General features: G+C 66.9%; 19 protein-coding genes. 5 read left to right on the top strand and 14 right to left on the bottom strand.

Translation table 11 applies throughout. The features are described from left to right. The 10 genes from AC3WRI_RS27520 to AC3WRI_RS27475 form a co-directional block, all read right to left on the bottom strand. On the bottom strand, positions 1–301 hold a 301-nt coding region (locus tag AC3WRI_RS27520; protein WP_492294478.1), incomplete at its 3' end, for a DUF350 domain-containing protein. A gap of 62 nt (positions 302–363) precedes the next feature. Further along, positions 364–1092, bottom strand: coding sequence for a hypothetical protein (locus AC3WRI_RS27515; RefSeq protein WP_439671134.1), 729 nt, complete (start codon positions 1090–1092; stop codon positions 364–366). Positions 1093–1098: 6 nt separating this feature from the next. Next, positions 1099–2274, bottom strand: coding sequence for a glutathionylspermidine synthase family protein (locus AC3WRI_RS27510; RefSeq protein WP_492294476.1), 1176 nt, complete (start codon positions 2272–2274; stop codon positions 1099–1101). Then, complete coding sequence (locus AC3WRI_RS27505; RefSeq protein ID WP_492294474.1) at positions 2274–3668, bottom strand: saccharopine dehydrogenase NADP-binding domain-containing protein; 1395 nt, start codon at positions 3666–3668, stop codon at positions 2274–2276. The genes AC3WRI_RS27510 and AC3WRI_RS27505 overlap by 1 nt, the downstream gene beginning before the upstream one ends. A 186-nt stretch (positions 3669–3854) precedes the next feature. Further along, a complete protein-coding gene (gene hutG / locus AC3WRI_RS27500; RefSeq protein WP_492294472.1) occupies positions 3855–4799 on the bottom strand; it encodes a formimidoylglutamase in 945 nt (314 codons plus the stop codon). A gap of 2 nt (positions 4800–4801) precedes the next feature. Then, entirely contained in the window at positions 4802–5563 is a 762-nt protein-coding gene (locus AC3WRI_RS27495) for an amino acid ABC transporter ATP-binding protein (protein ID WP_010811412.1), read from the bottom strand. Beyond that, positions 5560–6228, bottom strand: a complete 669-nt coding sequence (locus AC3WRI_RS27490) for an amino acid ABC transporter permease (RefSeq protein ID WP_010811413.1) — start codon at positions 6226–6228, stop codon at positions 5560–5562. Before AC3WRI_RS27490 ends, AC3WRI_RS27495 begins: the two co-directional genes overlap by 4 nt. A gap of 18 nt (positions 6229–6246) precedes the next feature. Next, positions 6247–7002: a transporter substrate-binding domain-containing protein gene (locus tag AC3WRI_RS27485; RefSeq protein WP_492294470.1), complete on the bottom strand. Its 756-nt coding sequence runs from the start codon at positions 7000–7002 to the stop codon at positions 6247–6249. Positions 7003–7082: 80 nt separating this feature from the next. Continuing rightward, the gene (locus tag AC3WRI_RS27480) at positions 7083–7877 is read right to left on the bottom strand and encodes an IclR family transcriptional regulator (protein ID WP_492294480.1); all 795 of its coding nucleotides are present in this window, start codon (positions 7875–7877) and stop codon (positions 7083–7085) included. A gap of 134 nt (positions 7878–8011) precedes the next feature. After that, positions 8012–8671, bottom strand: a complete 660-nt coding sequence (locus AC3WRI_RS27475; protein WP_010811416.1) for a methyltransferase family protein — start codon at positions 8669–8671, stop codon at positions 8012–8014. 145 nt (positions 8672–8816) lie between these two features. On the opposite strand from AC3WRI_RS27475, the gene AC3WRI_RS27470 reads away from it, so the two are divergent. Both AC3WRI_RS27470 and AC3WRI_RS27465 read left to right on the top strand, forming a co-directional pair. Then, the gene (locus AC3WRI_RS27470; RefSeq protein ID WP_010811417.1) at positions 8817–9140 is read left to right on the top strand and encodes a nucleotide pyrophosphohydrolase; all 324 of its coding nucleotides are present in this window, start codon (positions 8817–8819) and stop codon (positions 9138–9140) included. 284 nt (positions 9141–9424) lie between these two features. Then, complete coding sequence (locus AC3WRI_RS27465; protein WP_010811418.1) at positions 9425–9943, top strand: lecithin retinol acyltransferase family protein; 519 nt, start codon at positions 9425–9427, stop codon at positions 9941–9943. 2 nt (positions 9944–9945) lie between these two features. Here the strand turns inward: AC3WRI_RS27465 and AC3WRI_RS27460 are convergent, their stop codons facing one another. Continuing rightward, positions 9946–10809 carry a hypothetical protein gene (locus tag AC3WRI_RS27460; RefSeq protein WP_492294468.1) on the bottom strand — a complete coding sequence of 288 codons (864 nt, stop codon included), beginning with the start codon at positions 10807–10809 and terminating at the stop codon, positions 9946–9948. Between the two features lie 276 nt (positions 10810–11085). Here AC3WRI_RS27460 and AC3WRI_RS27455 point away from each other — a divergent pair, with 276 nt between their 5' ends. Next, on the top strand, positions 11086–11976 hold the full coding sequence (locus AC3WRI_RS27455; protein ID WP_037025270.1) for a restriction endonuclease: 891 nt from the start codon (positions 11086–11088) through the stop codon (positions 11974–11976). Between the two features lie 45 nt (positions 11977–12021). Here AC3WRI_RS27455 and AC3WRI_RS27450 read toward each other — a convergent pair whose 3' ends face one another. Together AC3WRI_RS27450 and AC3WRI_RS27445 are read right to left on the bottom strand one after the other, a co-directional pair. Beyond that, complete coding sequence (locus AC3WRI_RS27450) at positions 12022–12525, bottom strand: DUF2938 domain-containing protein (RefSeq protein ID WP_010811420.1); 504 nt, start codon at positions 12523–12525, stop codon at positions 12022–12024. Next, positions 12518–13408 carry a class I SAM-dependent methyltransferase gene (locus AC3WRI_RS27445; RefSeq protein WP_011614320.1) on the bottom strand — a complete coding sequence of 297 codons (891 nt, stop codon included), beginning with the start codon at positions 13406–13408 and terminating at the stop codon, positions 12518–12520. The genes AC3WRI_RS27450 and AC3WRI_RS27445 overlap by 8 nt, the downstream gene beginning before the upstream one ends. Before the next feature lie 74 nt (positions 13409–13482). On the opposite strand from AC3WRI_RS27445, the gene AC3WRI_RS27440 reads away from it, so the two are divergent. Further along, complete coding sequence (locus AC3WRI_RS27440) at positions 13483–13917, top strand: helix-turn-helix domain-containing protein (RefSeq protein ID WP_011614321.1); 435 nt, start codon at positions 13483–13485, stop codon at positions 13915–13917. A gap of 111 nt (positions 13918–14028) precedes the next feature. Here the strand turns inward: AC3WRI_RS27440 and AC3WRI_RS27435 are convergent, their stop codons facing one another. Then, positions 14029–15828: a methyl-accepting chemotaxis protein gene (locus AC3WRI_RS27435; RefSeq protein ID WP_492294466.1), complete on the bottom strand. Its 1800-nt coding sequence runs from the start codon at positions 15826–15828 to the stop codon at positions 14029–14031. Positions 15829–16389: 561 nt separating this feature from the next. On the opposite strand from AC3WRI_RS27435, the gene AC3WRI_RS27430 reads away from it, so the two are divergent. Next, positions 16390–17559 (top strand): DUF4382 domain-containing protein, encoded by a 1170-nt coding sequence (locus AC3WRI_RS27430; protein ID WP_041687089.1) that lies wholly within the window; start codon positions 16390–16392, stop codon positions 17557–17559. Positions 17560–17685: the final 126 nt, after the last annotated feature.

Genomic DNA, 17685 nt, shown 5'->3' with positions numbered 1-17685 from the left:
CACCCCCCAACGCCCTCGCCACCACCAGATAAGCCAACACCTGCACCGCAAACGCCCCAAACGCCCACAACAAAAACATCCCAAACGTAGCGTTGTGCTGAATGCTCGACGACAACGTCAGCGAGAACCCCAGCACCGCCCCGCCCAGCGACAACGCCGCTGCAACATTACCCTCGCGGATCAGCTGGAACTCGCGATGCGGCGTCACCCGCGTATAGACCAGCAGGAACAGCCCCAGCATGGCAAAGCTGGTGACGATATAGATCAGGTAGGCAAGCGCCGGGTGCATGGCATTGACCATAGGTTGGACTCGTTGTCAGTTGTCAGGGATGTGAATACGACATGGCGATCGGCAGGCGGCACTCAGCCGCCGCCGGAGCGTCCGGAGCTGCCGAAGCGGCTGGTGAAGCCGCCGCGCGATACCACCGGTGCGCGCGATACGGCCGCGGCGCGCATGGACAGGCCCATGGAGCGTCCGCCGCTGAGGGAGCTGCGGCGGACGGTGGCTTCTTCCACCATCGCGGCGTGCGGGGTGGCGTTGGTGAAGGATTGCGTGCGCGTGCCGGTGCTGTCGTAGACGTTCATCGGGCGCAGCGGTCCGGCGGACATGTCGCGCCGGGTCTGGGTGCCGTTGGGATGGTAGACGGTGCCGCTGGAGGTGTAGTACGGGCCGTACCAGCGCGCGTAGTACATGCTGCTGCCGTGGCTGGTGCCGGAGCCGCCGGTGGCGGCGTCGCTGGCGGATGCGTTCAGGCTGGAGCTGTAGATGGTGCTGGGGTCGTCGACCGGCACGCTTTCGCAGTCGTTGGGGGTGTTCCAGTCGGCTTCGCAGTCTTCCAGCGTGGCGTAGCTGGCGCGGCGCACGGTCACGCCGGGATCGTCGTCGGCGTCGTCGCTGCAGGAGCCGAGTGCCGCCACGCCGGCCACCACGGCGCAGGCGCCGATGATCCACAGCGTGGGCGAGTTGCGTTTCTGCTCGCCCGCATAGGGCTGCGGCTGCCACGCGGACCTGGGCGATCCCTTTGGCTTGGGCTGGTACGGGCTGTCGTACTTCGACGGCTTGCGGCCGTTGTTGTTGTTGTTCTTTGCCATCGGTCCTTACTCGTTCATGAAGTAGTGTGGAACGAAGAAACTGGTGTTCTTGGCGATGGGCCCGGATTCCTCGCGCACGCACAGGCCGCTGGGCACGTCGTCGACAATCCATACGCCCAGCGTGGTGTAGCGGCCGTCAAAGCGCCGTGCCGGGGCGTAGGCCTGGTAGATGAAGCCTTCGGCGCCGTATTCGCCGGGATTGTGGACGTGGCCGCCATCCGGGGTGGCCAGGGTCACGCTCTCGCCCTCGCGTGACAGGAAGGGTTTTTTGGCGTGCGGCTGACCGGCGAAATGGCTGGGGTCGAAGCTGGCTTCCAGCAGGTTCGGGTGGCCGGGAAAGAGCTCCCACAGGATCGGCAGGATGGCCTTGTTGGACAGCACGGCCTTCCACGGCGGCTCGACCCAGCGCACTGGGCTGTGTGCCAGCTGGTCGCGGTAGTCGGAGGTGGTCATCCATTCCCACGGGTAGAGCTTGAAGACGACTTCCATCGGCACGTTGTCGGCGTCATAGAAGTTGCCGCGGCCGTCGGTGCCGATGTCTTGCAGGTCGACCAGCTTGACGGACCAGCCGGCCTGCAGCGCGGTGTCCATCAGGTACTCGGTGTTGCAGATGTCTTCCTGGCTGTCGAACATGCACGCAAGGTGCAGCATGCTGGCGTTGCGGTAGTGCTTGCGCAGCCATTGCCAGCGCGCCACCAGCGCGTCGTGCAGGCTGTTGAACTGGTCGGCCTGCGGCTGCACGGTGTCTTTCCAGTACCACTGTGCGACGGCGGATTCGATCAGCGAGGTCGGGGTGTCGGCGTTGAACTCGTACATCCTGGGCACGCCGTGCTGGTCCAGCGTCATGTCGAAGCGGCCGAACAGCGTGGGCTCGTCGCGGTCCCAGGAGGTGCGGATCAGCTGCGCGAAGTCCTTGTCGATCGCCAGGCGCGCGAACAGGTCGTGGTCGATCACGTGCTGCACGGCTTCCAGGCAGCGCTGGTTCAGGTCGTACGCGGCGGCGTAGAGCGTCTCCACCTCCTGCTTGCTGAAGGCGTAGGCGGCGTCTTCGCGCCAGTAGAAGAAGGTGTTGTCATCGACTTCGCGCGGGACGTTGAATTCGTCGAGCGAATGGAAGTGGAAGCCGACTTTCTCGAGTTCGCGCGGCCAGTTGCGGCGCGGGGTCTGGGGGATGCGTTGCATCAGCAGGCCATGGTCAGGGGCGATGGATCGGGCTGGGTCATGGCATCGTCCAGCAGGAAGTCGGTGAAGGCGAGCGACGTGGCGCCGGGCCGCGGCAGCCAGTCGGAGAACTGCACGCTGAGCGGTGCCCACCAGTGCGCGGCATCGGCCAGCACGGGGCGAAAGTCGAGCGCATCCGATTCCACCACGCCGCGCGCCGGGTTGGCCAGCATCCACTGCATGCCGGCGATCAGGCTCGATGCCACCTGCAGGCTGGTGGCGGTGTTGTACGGCGCCAGCGAACGCGCGCGTTGGGTGGAGAGGCGCGATCCGTACCAGACCGCGCCATGGCGGCCGCTCATCAGCAGCACGCCGAGTTCGTCCTCGCCGCACTGGATCTCGTCGCGCAGGATGCGTTCGCCGCGCACGCGCGGGGCGGCGCGTTCGTCGAGCCATTGCATCGAGGTCTGCGTGGCGGATGTCGGGCGATAGGCATAGTAGACGGTGGGCCGGTGCAGCGGCTGGCCGGCAGACTGGTCGGTCAGGTATTCGGCGATCGAGATCGATTCGTTGTGCGTGATCAGGTACGCATCGAACGGGCCATGCACCGGCGACCACGACCGCACGCGCGTGCGATGCCCTGGCCGGTCCAGCGCGATTGCCGCGCCGCTGCCGTAGCCGTGACGATAGCCATCGGGCGGCAGCGCGGGCTCATGGCTGCCCCAGCCGAGTTCGGCGTCCTGCAGGCATTCTGTGATAAAGCCTTCGGCCGACCAGGTGTTGGCGAACTCGCCGTCGCGCGGATAGCCGAGGGCTTGCTGGCTGTCGTACTCGGCGATCTGGATCACGCGCAAGTCCAGTGCGCGCGCCAGTGCAGCCCAGCCGGCGCGGTCGTGGGGCTCGGGCTGATTCAAGCCGATATTGCCGGCCAGTTCCATCAGCGCGGCCTTGACCAGCACCGAGACCAGCCCAGGGTTGGCGCCGTGCGCCACCAGCGCGGTCGGCTGCGTCTCACGGCCGCGGGCGAAGGCCAGCATCTCGTGGCGCAGCGCGTAGTTGCTCAGGTGCGAGGCCTGCGGGTCGGCTTCATAGTCCCACGGTTCGATGCCGGCATCGACATAGAACGCGCCGTGCGCTTGCGCCAGCGCGATCAGGTCGCGGCTGCAGACGGACGGTGCCAGGTTCAGCAGGAAAGTGCCAGGCCGCAGCAGCGGGCCCAGCATCGCTTCAAAGTTGCCGGCCGTGATGGTGGCGTCGATGGCATCCAGCCCGTGGCGGGCGGCCAGTTGCCGGCGCGTGCCGTCGAGCACGCGGTCCACCACGGTAATCGCTGCCCGCGGCCAGGTTCGTTCCAGCAGCGGCAGCACGGCCTGGCCGATGCAGCCAAAGCCGACGATGACGATTTGTTCGATCACGCAGACCCTTCCGCCCGTAACCGGCGATGGGCGGCCCGGGGGCGCGGCAGGACGGCCGCGCCGGCGCAGGACTGCCCTCGCCTCGCTTTATCAATTCTGATCGGAATCGCTAAATATAGCGAAGGGCAATACTATAGCCGGGCGCGGCTGGTGCCAACCGCCGGGCGGCTGGGGGTGACTTGCCTGTCAGCCGAACAGGCGCCAGGCCAACCGCGCTGCCACGCGCGCGCCCTGGTGGTCGCGGTCGTATTGCGGGTTGTATTCCGCCAGGTCGGCCACGCGCAGCTTGCCGCTGTGGCGGGCAAGCATGGCGATTTCCTCCACCACCGTCAACGGCACGCCACAGGCCGCGGGCGCAGACACGGCCGGCATCACGGCCGCCGGCAGCGCGTCGAGGTCGATGGTCAGGTACAGGTGGTCGGTGGCATCGATGCGCGCCGCCAGTTCGGCCAGGCGCGATTCCAGGTGCCGCTCCTGCATGTCCACGTCTTCGACGTAGCAAACGCCCAGCGCATCGGCGCGGCTGAACAGCGCCGGCGTGTTGCTGAGGCGGCTGACGCCCAGGCAGACATAGTCGAACGGCTGCCCGCGCTCGGCGCAGGCGTTGGCGATCTGGTCGAACGGCGTGCCGGAGCTTGCGGGCCGGCTGGTGCGCAGGTCGAAGTGGGCGTCGATATTGATGATGAGCACGCGCCCGCCATCGTCCTGCGCATCCAGGTGCGCGCGCAGGCCTTGCCACGTGCCCCAGGCCACTTCATGGCCGCCGCCCAGCACCAGCGGCAGCCCGCCGCGCGCCAGCACGTCGCGCACGGTGCCCGCCAGCGCCACCTGGGCTGATTCCAGCTCGCCGTCGTCACAGCTGACATTGCCGGCGTCATATAGCGCGGGCAGTCCGTGCGCCGGCACGTTGGCCAGCGCCTGGCGGATGGCGTCGGGGCCGTGCGCGGCACCGGGACGGCCCTGGTTGCGCAGCACGCCCGCGTCGCAATTGAAGCCGAGCAACACCGGTGCGCCGTCGAGCGGTGTCACGTCTGCCGCTTCCAGCGCATGCACGATGCGGAACAGGCGCGTGGTGTCGCCACGCTCGCCGTCGTCGACACGGCCCTGCCAGAGGTTCTGGGTCAGAGCCATCGTCACGCCCGCGTCAGCACGGCCTGCAGGAAGCCGCGCGTGCGTTCCTGCGTCGGCGCCGAGAAGATGACCGACGGCGGCCCGGCCTCGATGATGCCGCCGCCATCCATGACCACCACCACATCGGCCACTTCGCGGGCGAAGCCCATTTCATGGGTGACCACGACCATGGTCATGCCTTCGGCGGCCAGCACCTTCATCACCTGCAGCACTTCGCCCACCAGCTCGGGGTCCAGCGCGGAGGTCGGCTCGTCGAACAGCATCACGCGCGGTTCCATGGCCAGTGCGCGGGCAATGGCCACACGCTGCTTCTGGCCGCCCGACAGGCTGGCGGGCATGGCGTGGGCCTTGTGCGCAAGGCCGACTTTCTCAAGCAGGCCCATCGCCTTGCGCTCGGCTTCCTCGCGCGAGGCGCCGCGCAGCATGCGGGGACCGACCGTGACGTTGTGCAGCACCGACAGGTGCGGGAACAGGTTGAACGACTGGAACACCATGCCCACTTCGGTGCGCAGCTGGTTCAACTCGTGCTCGCCGATCAGCTGGCCGTCGGTCACCAGGCGCTTGCCGACGATGTCGATGGTGCCGGCCTCGGGTTGTTCCAGGCCGTTGCAGCAGCGCAGGAAGGTGCTCTTGCCCGAGCCACTGGGGCCGATCACGACCACGACCTGCGACGGCTCCACATCGAAGTCGATGCCGCGCAGGACGGTATGGCTGCCGAACGATTTGCCCAGGTTCCGGATCCGGATGATTGCGGAATCGCTCATTGCACCATGCCTCCCATGCGCAGCCGTTGTTCGGCGCGCCGCAGGATCAGCCCGGCCGCGCTCGTCAGGATCAGATAAACCAGCGCGATCGCCAGATAGACTTCCAGCGACCGGTACGACACGCTGATGATCTTCTGGCCCTCATGCATCAGGTCGGCAATGGTCAGCAGCGACACCAGCGCCGAGTTCTTGATGAGGGCGATGAACTCGTTGCCCAGCGGCGGAATCATGCGCACGATGGCCTGCGGCAGGATCACCGCGCGCATGGCCTGGCCGGACGACATGCCGATCGAGCGCGCGGCTTCCATCTGGCCCTTGTCCACGGACTGGATCGCGCCGCGCACGATTTCCGAGACATAGGCGCCGGAATAGATGCCCAGCCCGATCACGCCGCACACAAAGGCCGGCAGCAGGATGTTGAACTGCGGCAGTCCGAAGAACAGCAGGAACAGCTGCACCAGCAGCGGCGTGCCGCGGATGAAGGTCACGTAGGCGGTGCAGATGCTGTAGATGACGCGGCGCTTCGGGTCCAGCCGGCCGATGCCGACCAAGAGGCCCATGACGCAGCCCAGCACCAGCGCGCAGGCCGTCACCTCCACGGTGATGACGGCGCCGTGGACAATGTCATGCCAGCCGGCAAAGACAGGAGAAAAATCCAATTCCATGATGATGATCCGCGCGGCTTACTTGGCGGCCGTGCCGAACCATTTCTGGGTCAGCCTGGCGTAGGTGCCATCGGCCTTCACCTTGGCGAGTGCCGCATTGAGGGCGCGGGTCAGCTCGGGCGTGTCCTTGCGCACGGCCATGCCGTATTCCTCGGTGGTCAGCTGCTGCTCCACCATGCGCAGGCCGCCGCGGGTCTTGACGTACTGCATCGCGGCCGGCTTGCCGGTCACGGCGGCATCGGCGCGGCCGATCTCGACCAGGTTGAACATTTCCTGGTTCTTCTCGACTTCCACGCGCTGCACCTGCGGATACGTGTCGCGCAGGAAGCTGACCGACTTGGTGCCCACCTGCACGCTGACCTTCTTGCCGTTCAGGTCGGCCGGGGCGTGGACGGTGGTGTTGCCGCCCTTGACCAGCGCCACCAGGCCGCCGACGTAGTAAGGCTCGGTGAAGTCCACCACCTTGCGGCGCTCGGGGGTGATGTAGATGCCGGACACTGCCATGTCGAAGCGGCGCGAGACCAGCCCGGGGATCAGGCCCTTGAAGTCAATGTCGGTCCACTCAACCCGCTTGCCCATCGTCTTGGCCATGGCCTCAACCAGCTCCACGTCAAAGCCGGTGCGCTTGCCGTTCTCGATAAATTCCATCGGCGGGAAGGTGGCGTCGGTGGCCACGCGCAGCACGGCATTGTCCTGCGCGTGCGCGGCGGTGCCGAGGGTCAGGGCGGTCAGGGTTGCCAGGCCGGCCATCAGGCATTTGCGACGAAGGTTCATGGAGGTCTCCTATTCTCGGGAACGAGGGATCTGCCGTCGCATGGGTTTGCCGACGGCGGCGGTAACGAATTGCTTGGTATTCAGTAAGACTGCAGCCGCGCGGAAATCCGCATCGCCGCTGCCACGGTCATGTCGATCAGCGCGGACTCGCGCCCTTGCCGCCGCGTGGCCGGCACCATCAGCGTGATCGAGCCCAGCGCATCGGCCTTGCTGCGCCGCGAGAACAGCGGCGCGCTCACGCCCCACACGCCCGGATCCACCTCGCCCTCGCTGACGGCGTAGCCGGTCTCGCGAATGGCGGCCAGCTCGGCCAGCAGCCGTTCGGCTTCGCCTGGCTCGCACTGGGCCCGGACCAGGCGCTCGCGCGCTTCGTCGCGCATGAACGCCAGCAGCGACTTGGCCGACGCACCGGCGCGCAGCGGTACGCCGCGGCCCTTCTCGAACGAGCAGCGCAGCGACTGGCGGCTCTCCACCATCTCCAGGCACACCACGTGATCCTTGACGGCGACGACCAGGCCTACGCTTTCATCGGACTGCTGCGCCAGCAGCTGCATGTCGGGCAAGGCTTCGCGCGCCAGGTGCGAGGCCATGTCAAAGCCGAGCGCCAGTTGCAGGCTGATCGGGCCCGGCGCGTATTCGCCGTCGGACTCCAGCACGAAGCCCCAGCGCTTGAGCATCATCAGTTGCCGGTAGAGCGTGCTCTTGGGCAGGCCGGTTTTGGCAACCAGCTCGCGTACCGTGATCGGCGCGCCGTGTTGCGCCAGTGCCGCCAGCACGAACAGCACGCGATCGGCACCGCCGGCGGGCTGGGCGGGTTCGGCTGGCGTGGGTGTCGCGGGCTTCACGGCAGTGGGGTTGTCGACGGCATTCAACATAGGGCCCAAGAATAGGACCTGATTCCCATAAATCAAAACCTGGAGTCCCGGAAAATGGGAATGGATGACTAGGGATAACCCTTGGTGACTGGCGATTTGATCCGCCAAGTGCGCGGGGCGCCGCTGCCCCGTGCTCAGTAGATGCCCGGCAGCATGCGCCAGGTCCGGTCGCAGTACGACGCGTACTCGTCGCCAAACTGGTCGCGCAGCAGCGCTTCTTCCGCCCGGATGCGCGCCACCAGCACCGGCACCATCAGCAGCGTCAGCACCACGCCCACGCCGGAGCGGAATGCCAGTACCCATCCCAGCGAACTGACCAGGAAGCCGAGGTAGCTCGGATGCCGGATCACGCCATAGATGCCGGTGGTCACCAGCGTGTGCCCGGGCTGGATCGCCACCAGCCCGCTGAAGCGCCGCCCCAGCACAAACACCGGCCACAGCCGCAGCACGCCGCCGCCGGCAAACAGCGCCACGCCGGTCCAGCGCATGGTGTCGCCATCGAGCGTCCAGAAGCCGATGCGGTCGGTAAAGGGCGGCAGGTACGCCGCCAGCAGCCCGAGCACGCCAAACACTGCCAGCACCCACCGGTTGCCGCGGTCCTCGCGCATGCCGCTGCTGATATTGCCGCCGGAGAAGAGCGCGGCGATGGATAGGGCGAACAGGACCAGGGTCAGGGCCACGCGCGCCGGGTGCGCGAAGAAGGGGGCGATGCCACCCCAGCCTGCAATCGCGATGGCCAGGTAGGCGAGCGTGCCGGCGAGAGTGGCAATTGCCAGGCCGGGAGTCGGGCGCATGGGGAACCTCCGTTGAGACGGTGGATGCACAAGCGAAGGGTAAGCCTCAGGCGGCCCGGGTGTCGAGGGCGGCCGGGTCGTGATTAAATCTGCGTCTTGCGCCGGCGCATGCCGGGGCGCAGTGAACCGCTTTCGTCACACCATCATGCCCCTGATCGACATCAAGAACCTCCAGCAAGCCGCCCAAGACTTCGGCAAGGCCCGTAACTGGGGCAAGTACCACAGCCCCAAGAACCTCGCGATGGCGCTGAGCGTGGAGGTGTCCGAGCTGGTCGAGATCTTCCAGTGGCAGACCGACGCGGAATCGCGCGCCATCATGTCCACCGACGAGCGCGAGCATGTGGAGCAGGAGCTTGCCGATATCACTATCTACCTAGCGCAGCTGGTGACGGCGCTGGGCGTGGACCTGGACGCGGCGATCCGCGCCAAGATGGAGATGAACGCCAGGAAGTACCCGCTGCCGGAATGAGCCGCCCGGCGCAGGTTTGTCGCCGCCGTCGCGATGCCTTGCCGGCGGCTTGATGCTTTGATCCAATTGATTGTGGCGGTGCTCGGAATTTGATCATTTGATCAAACCGGCCGAGCCCTGTTTCTGCGATGCGCGGCCGCTCTGCATCGGGCCGTGTCTCGCATCCTTCTCTTCGCACCCCTTCACGCAACGCCCGCACCACCAGGCGCCGATCTCATCCGTCACTGGCACGCCCTATGCGGTCATAGGGCATGGCCCGGCAGAGGCCTGCAATGGAGACGGTGATGGCATCCCTCGGTGAAACGACGAAGACAACGGCGCAGGCCACCCGCAGCCCGCACGTACTGGCATCGCGCCTCGCCGCCGATGCAGAGCCGCACCTCGGCGCACACCTGGTCACGCCGCGTCATGGCTATGCACACCACGGCATCTACGTCGGGCGTGGCATGGTGGTGCACTACGCTGGCTATTGCCACCGGCAGCAGCGCGGCCCGGTGGAAGAACTGAGCCTGGCCGCCTTTGCTGCCGGCCATGGCATCACGGTGTTGAGCACGCCCATGGCGCGGTACAGTGCCGCTGAATCCGTCGGCCGCGCCCGCTCACGGTTGGGCGAGGACTGCTACCGCCTGCTGACCAACAACTGCGAGCACTTCTGCATGTGGTGCCTGTACGGCGAAAGCCGCAGCGAGCAGGTGCGGCATTGCCTGATGCATCCATTCAGCGGCCTGCGCCTGGCGGCGAGCATCCTGCTTTGCTGGTGCAAGACTGCGCCCGCGCCTGCATGGGACGGCGCGACGGCATGAGCTCACGACAATGGCCGGCTCGCCGTCAGGACGCACAACAGCAGTACCCCGTTCAAAGCGAGCAGTCCGCTCACCAACAGCACGATGGGCGGCGCATCCCGAGTCCGCTCGCGCAGGCGGGTGACCCCCGGCAGCCACTCGCCGCGCGTACGCCGGGACCAGCAGGCGACGCCCGCGCCGCACATGCCCAGCCACGCCAGCGTGCCCAGCGATGCCCAGCCGCGTGGTTGCGGCGCCGGCGTCGGACGAATTGAAGCTTGCTGGAGCGTCGGGCCGGAGGCTCTTTGGATCACCACAGGGGGCGCATGAATCCCCGCTTCTGCCAATGGCTCTGACGGTGGTGGAGCTGGAAGCTGCTCCGCTGCTGGTTGAGTCGCTGGCGTCGCTGAAGCTGGCGCGACCGCTGGCCGCGAGGCCTCGACCCTGACCGCAGCCTGCTTGTTCCTCGACACCTCCCGCGCCCGCGCCGCCGGCGGCGTTGGTTGCGGCGCGGCAGCCCGCGGTGGTTTCTTGCCTGGCTGCCGCCGCCAGCTGGCAAAGACCCCGTCCAGGCATGCCACCGACGTGCAGGCGTCCCGGCGCTCCCGCCAGGCGGCGATGTCGCTTCCTTGAATCGCGCCGGCGCGTAGCCGGCGCTGCTGGTCCGCGTGGATGCGCTCATGTTCGCGATGGAGCATCGCGTGATCGCAGATCAGGTCGGCGGCGTGTGGCACTGAATGCAGGCAGGACGTGCCGGCGGCGAGCGGATCGTCGCAGCGGGAAGGACGCAGCGTGGTCTTGCAGGCTATATCCGACGCCTGCGCACTGGCAGCCAGCAGAAGGCCGAACGCGATGCACGCAGCCAGCCGGCCCGAAAGCCTTGTCATCCTGTCGCCCGTGATGGTGGGGATCGTCCGGCGCTGAAGCGGGCGCCGATGGACTTCTATTCTGGAGCGGCGCCAGCAATCTACGGTTCGATAGCCCACAGAAGCGGGCGGCAAACTTTGGACGCGGTCTCCGATGCCTGGCTGAGGCCATAAATCCGGAAAGACGCGGATATACCTTTTTGCCTACCCCATCGTCCCCCGCGTGCGCAGGGGCGACATGCCAGCCCCCGTACGGCATTCTTCTGTCTGACAAAAACAAAAAGCGAAGGGGTCACCATGGGTCGCAGGAAGCAATCGAGCGTCTTCGAGGATCTGTATGGCATCGCCGCAGCACTGCCATGGTGGGCAGGCGTTGCGTTGGCCATCATTGCCTACGCGGTGCTGCACCGTTATGCGATTGCCGAAGTGCCGGTCAGTGCCGCGCCGGGGCAAATCGGCCAAATGGTCGTGACGCAGATGGTCAAGGCGCTATCGACGTACGGGCAGTACATCGTGCCGCTGTTGCTGCTGGCCGGCGCGCTGGCTTCGTGGCTGGGCCGCCGCAAGCGGCAAGGACTGGTGCGCAGCGCGGCGGCGAGCCAGTCTGGCGACGCCCTGCGCCAGATGAGCTGGCGCGATTTCGAGCGGCTGGTGGGAGAGGTGTTCCGGATGCGCGGTTACGCCGTGGCGGAAACCGGTGGCGGCGGTGCGGATGGGGGCATCGACCTGCGGCTCAGAAAAGGCAATGAGCTGGCGCTCGTGCAGTGCAAGCAATGGCGCGCCTACAAGGTGCCGGTCACGGTGGTACGGGAACTGTATGGCGTGATGGCTGCGCAGGGTGCGGCGCAAGGATTCGTTGTGACATCGGGGCAGTTCACCGCCGATGCGCGGGCCTTCGCGTCCGCGCGGAACATTGAGCTGATCGATGGCCAGGCACTCTCCGTGCTGGTCAGGCGCGCCCGCGCCGCAGCGCCGACGGGATCGGCCGCACAGCCTGCAGCCGCGAACGCGCCGACACGTGCCGCGGAGCCGCCAAAGCCAACTGAGATGTCGCCAGCCGCCGTGCCAGGTTGCCCGCGCTGCGGCAGTGCCATGATCCAACGCATCGCCAAACAAGGCGCGAACGCTGGCAATCCGTTTTGGGGCTGCGCCACGTTCCCCAAATGCCGCGGCGTGCGTGGCCTCTGACTCTCCCTGGTTCGTACCGCGGCAGCCTGCCGCTGTGCCCGCTTGTCAGTTCGCTACCAGGCTCACGACCCAACCCGCCACATAGAGCCCCAGCCCGAACACCGCATGCGTCACCAGGCTATGCACCCGTGCCACGTTTGGCCGCGGCGTGCGGCTCGCGGCGATGCCGGCACCCATCGCCGGCTGCATCAGCAGGAACGGTGCCGCCACACTGCCGATGCCGACGATCAACGCGGGTGCCAGCGTCGGATGACGTGCCCAGTCGAGTCCCCATAGCCCCAGCAGGATGGCCGCGAACACGATGCCGGTCAGGTAATGCGCGATCCAGCCGATCCCGCGCTCGCCGCGCACCGGCGGCGATGCGGCGATGGGATGGTGGCAAAGGCGTCCTCGCGGCAGCCATGCGAGCCAACGGCCTACGAGTCCATAGTCCAGCGCAGGGACGCCCAGCAGCCGCTTGCGCAGGATGGCCCAGGCGTCCATCACCAGCGTTGCGCCGGTGCCGATCACGACTGCATTGAGCAGGAGGGCCACCGCTGTATCAGGCATGGGCAGACTCGCCGGCGGTCAGTGATGAAGCCGCAGCGCGGGCGGTGATCATCCAGCAGGCAGCGGTGTAGCGCACAGTTGCGCCATGAACGTAAGGCTCGAATGCCGCGCGGACGGTTTCGATGACGCTGGCGCGTGTGCTTGCATCGGCCTCGCGCAGGGCCAGTCCGACGGGACCCAGGCGGGACAGGTAGTCCACCAGCGCAGGCTCCGGCAGCGTGCAGGCGAAGTCGATCGGCTCGACATCGATCCCGCCCCAGCCGCCCTCTTCCAGGATGGCCTGCACGCGCTGGCGGTCGCCGAAGGCGAACTGCCCCGGCGCCCCCGGCTGCCGCGGCGGCAGGTTGGACAGCAGCGGTGCGGCCGCTCGCTCGGCGGTGGTCATGAACGGATTCTCTGAGGCGCTGCGCCAGGCGATGCAGTGGAGCGTGGCATCCGGTGTTGCGGCCCGGCGCAGGTTGGCAAAGGCCCGCACCGGATCGCTGAAGAACATCACGCCCAGGCGCGACACGATGCTGTCGAAGCTTGCTGGCGCGAAGGCGTAGTCCTGCGCGTCGGCGCGAATAAAGCTGGCGGTCGAGCCGTTGTGTTGCGCGCGTGCCCGTGCAGCGGCGAGCATCGGCTCGGAAATATCGATGCCGGTGCATCTGCCTTGCGCGCCGAGCTTGCGCGCCAGCGCGATCGTAGTGCTGCCGGTGCCGCAGCCGACATCGAGCACATGCTGCGCGGAAGTCTTGCCCACCGTATCGACAAGCCGGCCTTCCAGCGGCCGGAGCATGTCGTCGAGCACCGCCTGCTCCGCGACCCAGGCATGGCCGGACGGGCCGTTCCACAGTGCGGCCTGGTCGCCGCCGTTGCTGCTGGTCTGCTGTTGCTCACCCATGGTCGTATCTCCTTGCACGCCGCCCTGGCATGGAAGCTACACTGTGCCAGTTCAAGTCGACTTGAGGTCAAGCGGTGACAAGCCTGGATATTGCGGAAGTGGCCCGGCAGGCTGGCGTGCCGGCCTCGACGCTGCGGTACTACGAGGAAAAGGGGCTGATCGCGTCCATCGGCCGGCGCGGGATGCGGCGCGTGTTCGATGCCGGCGTGCTGGAGCGGCTGGCGCTGATCGCACTGGGGCGTGCCGCCGGTTTCTCGCTGGATGACATCGCACGGATGTTCTCGCCACAGGGCCAGCCGAACATCGACCGGCAGGTGCTGGCGGCCAAGGCGGATGAGCTGGACCGGACCATCCGCAAGCTGACGGCGATGCGCGACGGACTGCGGCATGCGGCGGTTTGTCCGGCGCCAAGGCATATGGAGTGCCCGACGTTCCAGCGGATCCTGCGGGCGGCGGCGTCGGGGGCGATTGGTGGAAGGAAGCATGCCCACGGGCTTCCAATGGACTGACGTTCCGCCCTGAACAAGCGTTTCGAATGGCCCCTTTTTTGGTCTCTGCGGAGTCTGGCGGGGCCATTCTCCGCAGAATTTGCGGAGATTAGCTTAAGGATGGAGCCAATCTCACCCCAACCTGAACTGCCCCACCGCCCCCGCCAGGCTCCCGGCCTGCGTCTGCAGCGCCGCGGCAGCCGCCGTGGATTGCTCAACCAGCGCCGCATTCTGCTGCACCATCTGATCCAGCTGGCTCACCGCCATATTCACCTCTTGAATACCGCGGGTCTGTTCCATGGCTGCTTGAGTGATCTCGGAAATAATGCCGGTCACCCTGGAGACGTTGCTGACGATCTCGCTCATGGTGTCGCCGGCGCGGCGGACCTGGCCGGAGCCGGAGCTGACGCTGCCTACGGTGGATTCGATCAGGGTCTTGATCTCCTTGGCGGCCTGGGCGCTGCGCTGGGCCAGCGCGCGCACTTCGCCCGCCACCACGGCGAAGCCGCGGCCCTGGTCGCCGGCGCGGGCGGCTTCGACCGCGGCGTTGAGCGCCAGGATGTTGGTCTGGAAGGCGATGCCTTCGATCACGCCGATGATGTCGGAGACCCTGACCGAGGCGTTCTCGATCTGGCCCATGGTGGTGATGACTTCGCCGATCACGACGCCGCCGTCGGCGGCCACGCGCGAGGCCGCGGTGACGGATTCGTTGGCGTGCTGGGCCGAGCTGGCCGACTGGCTGACGGTGGCGGTGATTTCTTCCATCGAGGCCGCGGTCTGCTGCAGGCTGGCGGCGGCGGATTCGGTGCGGCGCGACAGGTCCGTGTTGCCGGCGGCGATCTCGTCGGAGGCGGCGCGCACCGATTCGCTGGCGTCGCGGATCTGGCGCATGATGGTGCAGAGCTTGTCGGCAAAGGTGTTGAAGGCGCGCGCGATCTGCGCGACTTCGTCGTTGCCGTCGGCGGGCAGGCGCTGGGTCAGGTCGCCGTCGCCGGAGCCGATGGCGTCCATGGCATCGCGCACGGTGGACAGGCCGCGCAACGACATCGTTGCCACGCCCCACACTACGGCGGCGGCCATGCCTGCGATCAGTACCATTGCGATCACCGATGCGATCAGCACTGAGCGCATGCCGGCGGTGGCCTCGGCCTTGTCCAGGGCGACGATGACCATCCAGTCGGTGCCGGGGATGGCGCGCGCGCCGAGCAGTTTGGCGCTGCCGCCGACTTCGACTTCCAGCGGCGTCTTTGCGCCGGCCAGTGCGGCGAGCTTGTCGGCGTTCAGCGCAGGCGCGAGTTCCGTCACCGGCTTGAGCGTGAGCTTGTCGTCGGTGTGGGCGACGATGTCGCCGTTCCTGGCCACCAGCATGCCGAAGCTTGCCGGCGTGGGGTGGATCGCCTTGACGTTGGCGATCACGCTGTCCATCGCCACATCGCCGGACACCACGGCCTTGACGCCGCCGTCGCGCACCACTGGCGCGGCAAATGCCACCACCAGCTTGCCGGTGCCGGCATCGACATAGGGCGGCGTGACCACGGGTTTGCCGGCCGTGGCAGCCTGCTGGTACCAGGGGCGGCCTGTCGGGTCGTAGCCGGGCGGGATGCCTTGCGGGTTGGAGAACTTCGCGGTCTTGTCGGCGTAGCCGACGTAGACGTTGGTGAAGCCGCCGGCGTCGGCAATCTGCCTGAGCGCAGCATCGGGTTCGGGCTGCAGCATGGCGTCCTGCAGCGACTGGATCATCTGGCTGTGCGAGGCCACCCAGTCGGCGATGGCGCTGGCGTGGCCGCTCTGCACTGCCGCGAGGCTACTGTCGATGGCGTCTTCGTTATAGCGGTTGGCGACGAACTGGTTCAGCGCCGTATTGATGGCGAGCGCGGCGATGACGATGGCCACGCACAGGGCCACGATCCGCGCACGGATGGTAGTGAACATCAGGGGAGATCCTTCGTAGGGAATCGTTTGGGGGCGTTTGTGTGTGGGATTTCCACCCCGCTGTATACGGAGCGGGTGCGCCCGACTTGAGGCCGACAGGAGAAACCCTGTCGAATGTGATCAGGTTGACGACACAACACGCCAAGTTGGTGCACGATAGTGCGCTTGCGCGGTTCGGGAATGCGCGCTGGTGGATCTGCATTCGTAACGCGAACACACGCAGGAGCGGGTGGGAGCGGGTTTCGGCCTGATCAAACGCCAAATCGGATGCGTTGCAATACAAGCGGCGTTGCAATGCAGCGATGATGTTGATACGGCGTTCATGGGCATGACGGCAGCCGCAGCAGAACGCTTGCCGCAGCGCATCCGACGGCGGCTTGGGCGGGATCACATATGTCGTCAAGCCTTTCTGATCAGTCATCAGACAAGCTAACGACTTTTTCACAACGTATTACAAAGACTTACAGCCGTTATGCGATCGGCAACATATCCTCCGATCAACTCACAAATAACCCAAACGGAGAGCCTACCGTGTCAGTCCTTTCCTTGACTTCCGCGCCGATGCGCGTGCTTGCTTTGAGCGGTGCCCTGGCGCTGGCCGCCTGCGGTGGTGGTGGCGATGATGGCGGCGGGCAGGGCACGCTCAAGGTCTCGATGACCGATGCGCCGGCCTGTGGCTTCAACAATGTCTTCGTGACCGTCAACAAGGTGCGCGTGCACAGCAGCGCCAGCGCCGAGACGAGCGCCGGGGGCTGGGTCGATATCGACGTCGTGCCCGCGCGCAAGATCGACCTGCTGTCGCTGACCAACGGCGTGATGACGGTGCTGGGCCAGGCCGCGCTGCCTGCCGGCAACTACCAGCAGGTGCGCCTGGTGCTCGATGCCAACCGTGGCGGCGGCGCCGGTGCGCTGGCCAACTCGGTGGTGCCCATCGGCGGCACTGAGCAGACGCTGGATACGCCTAGCGCGGTGCAGTCGGGCATCAAGATCAATCGGCCGTTCACCGTGGCAGCGGGTACGCTGACCGACCTGGTGCTGGACTTTGACGCGTGCAAGTCGGTGGTCACGCGCGGCAATGGCACCTTTGGCCTGAAGCCGGTGGTGACGGCGATCCCGATGACCGTCAGCGGTGAAGTGAACGGCGTGGTCAGCGGGGCACCGGGTGCGCGCGTCTATGCCGAGCGCAACGGCGTGGTGGTGAAGTCGACGGTGGCGGACGCCAACGGCAACTTCAAGCTGTCACCGATCGAGCAGAGCAGCACGGCCGGTCCAGTTGACGTGGTGGTGGTGCCGGGTTCTGCCAATGGCAAGGCGGCGGGCATCGTGCGCGCCGTGCCGGTGGTGGTGGGCACGCCCACGGCGATCTCGACCGCGGCGGCACCGATGTCGCTGCCGGCGTCGACCTATCGCCGGGTTTCGGGTTCGGTCACGCCGGTTTCGGCGGAAGCGACCCTGCGCGCGCTGCAACTGGTCAATGGCGGCAATTTCGAGATTGCGGCGACGGCCGCCGCCAGCGATACCGGCGCCTACAGCATGTTTGCCACCGAACCGGCGCTGCCGGTGGCCGCTCCGGTGATCGGCACCTACCAGGCCGCGCTGCCGATTCCGCTGCAGCCGGATGGCGCTGCCGCGGGCAAGTACAGCGTGCAGGCCACCAGCGCCACGGGTGCGGTGCAGACCCAGCCGGCGGACGTGAGCGCTGCCGACGCCCTGGTGAATTTCTCGTTCTGATTCCGGGGGACCGGGAACGGAGCCGGAAGGGGGCCTGGCCCTCTTCCGGCTTTTTTTGTTGGCCAGGGGCGTGTTTGCGCCGCCACCGCCTGGCGCAGTTTCCCGCTAGACTGCCAGTCTCGCGTT

Source organism: Cupriavidus sp. FW305-27 (genome assembly GCF_058787995.1).
This window is presented reverse-complemented; position numbering and strand designations above follow the sequence as displayed.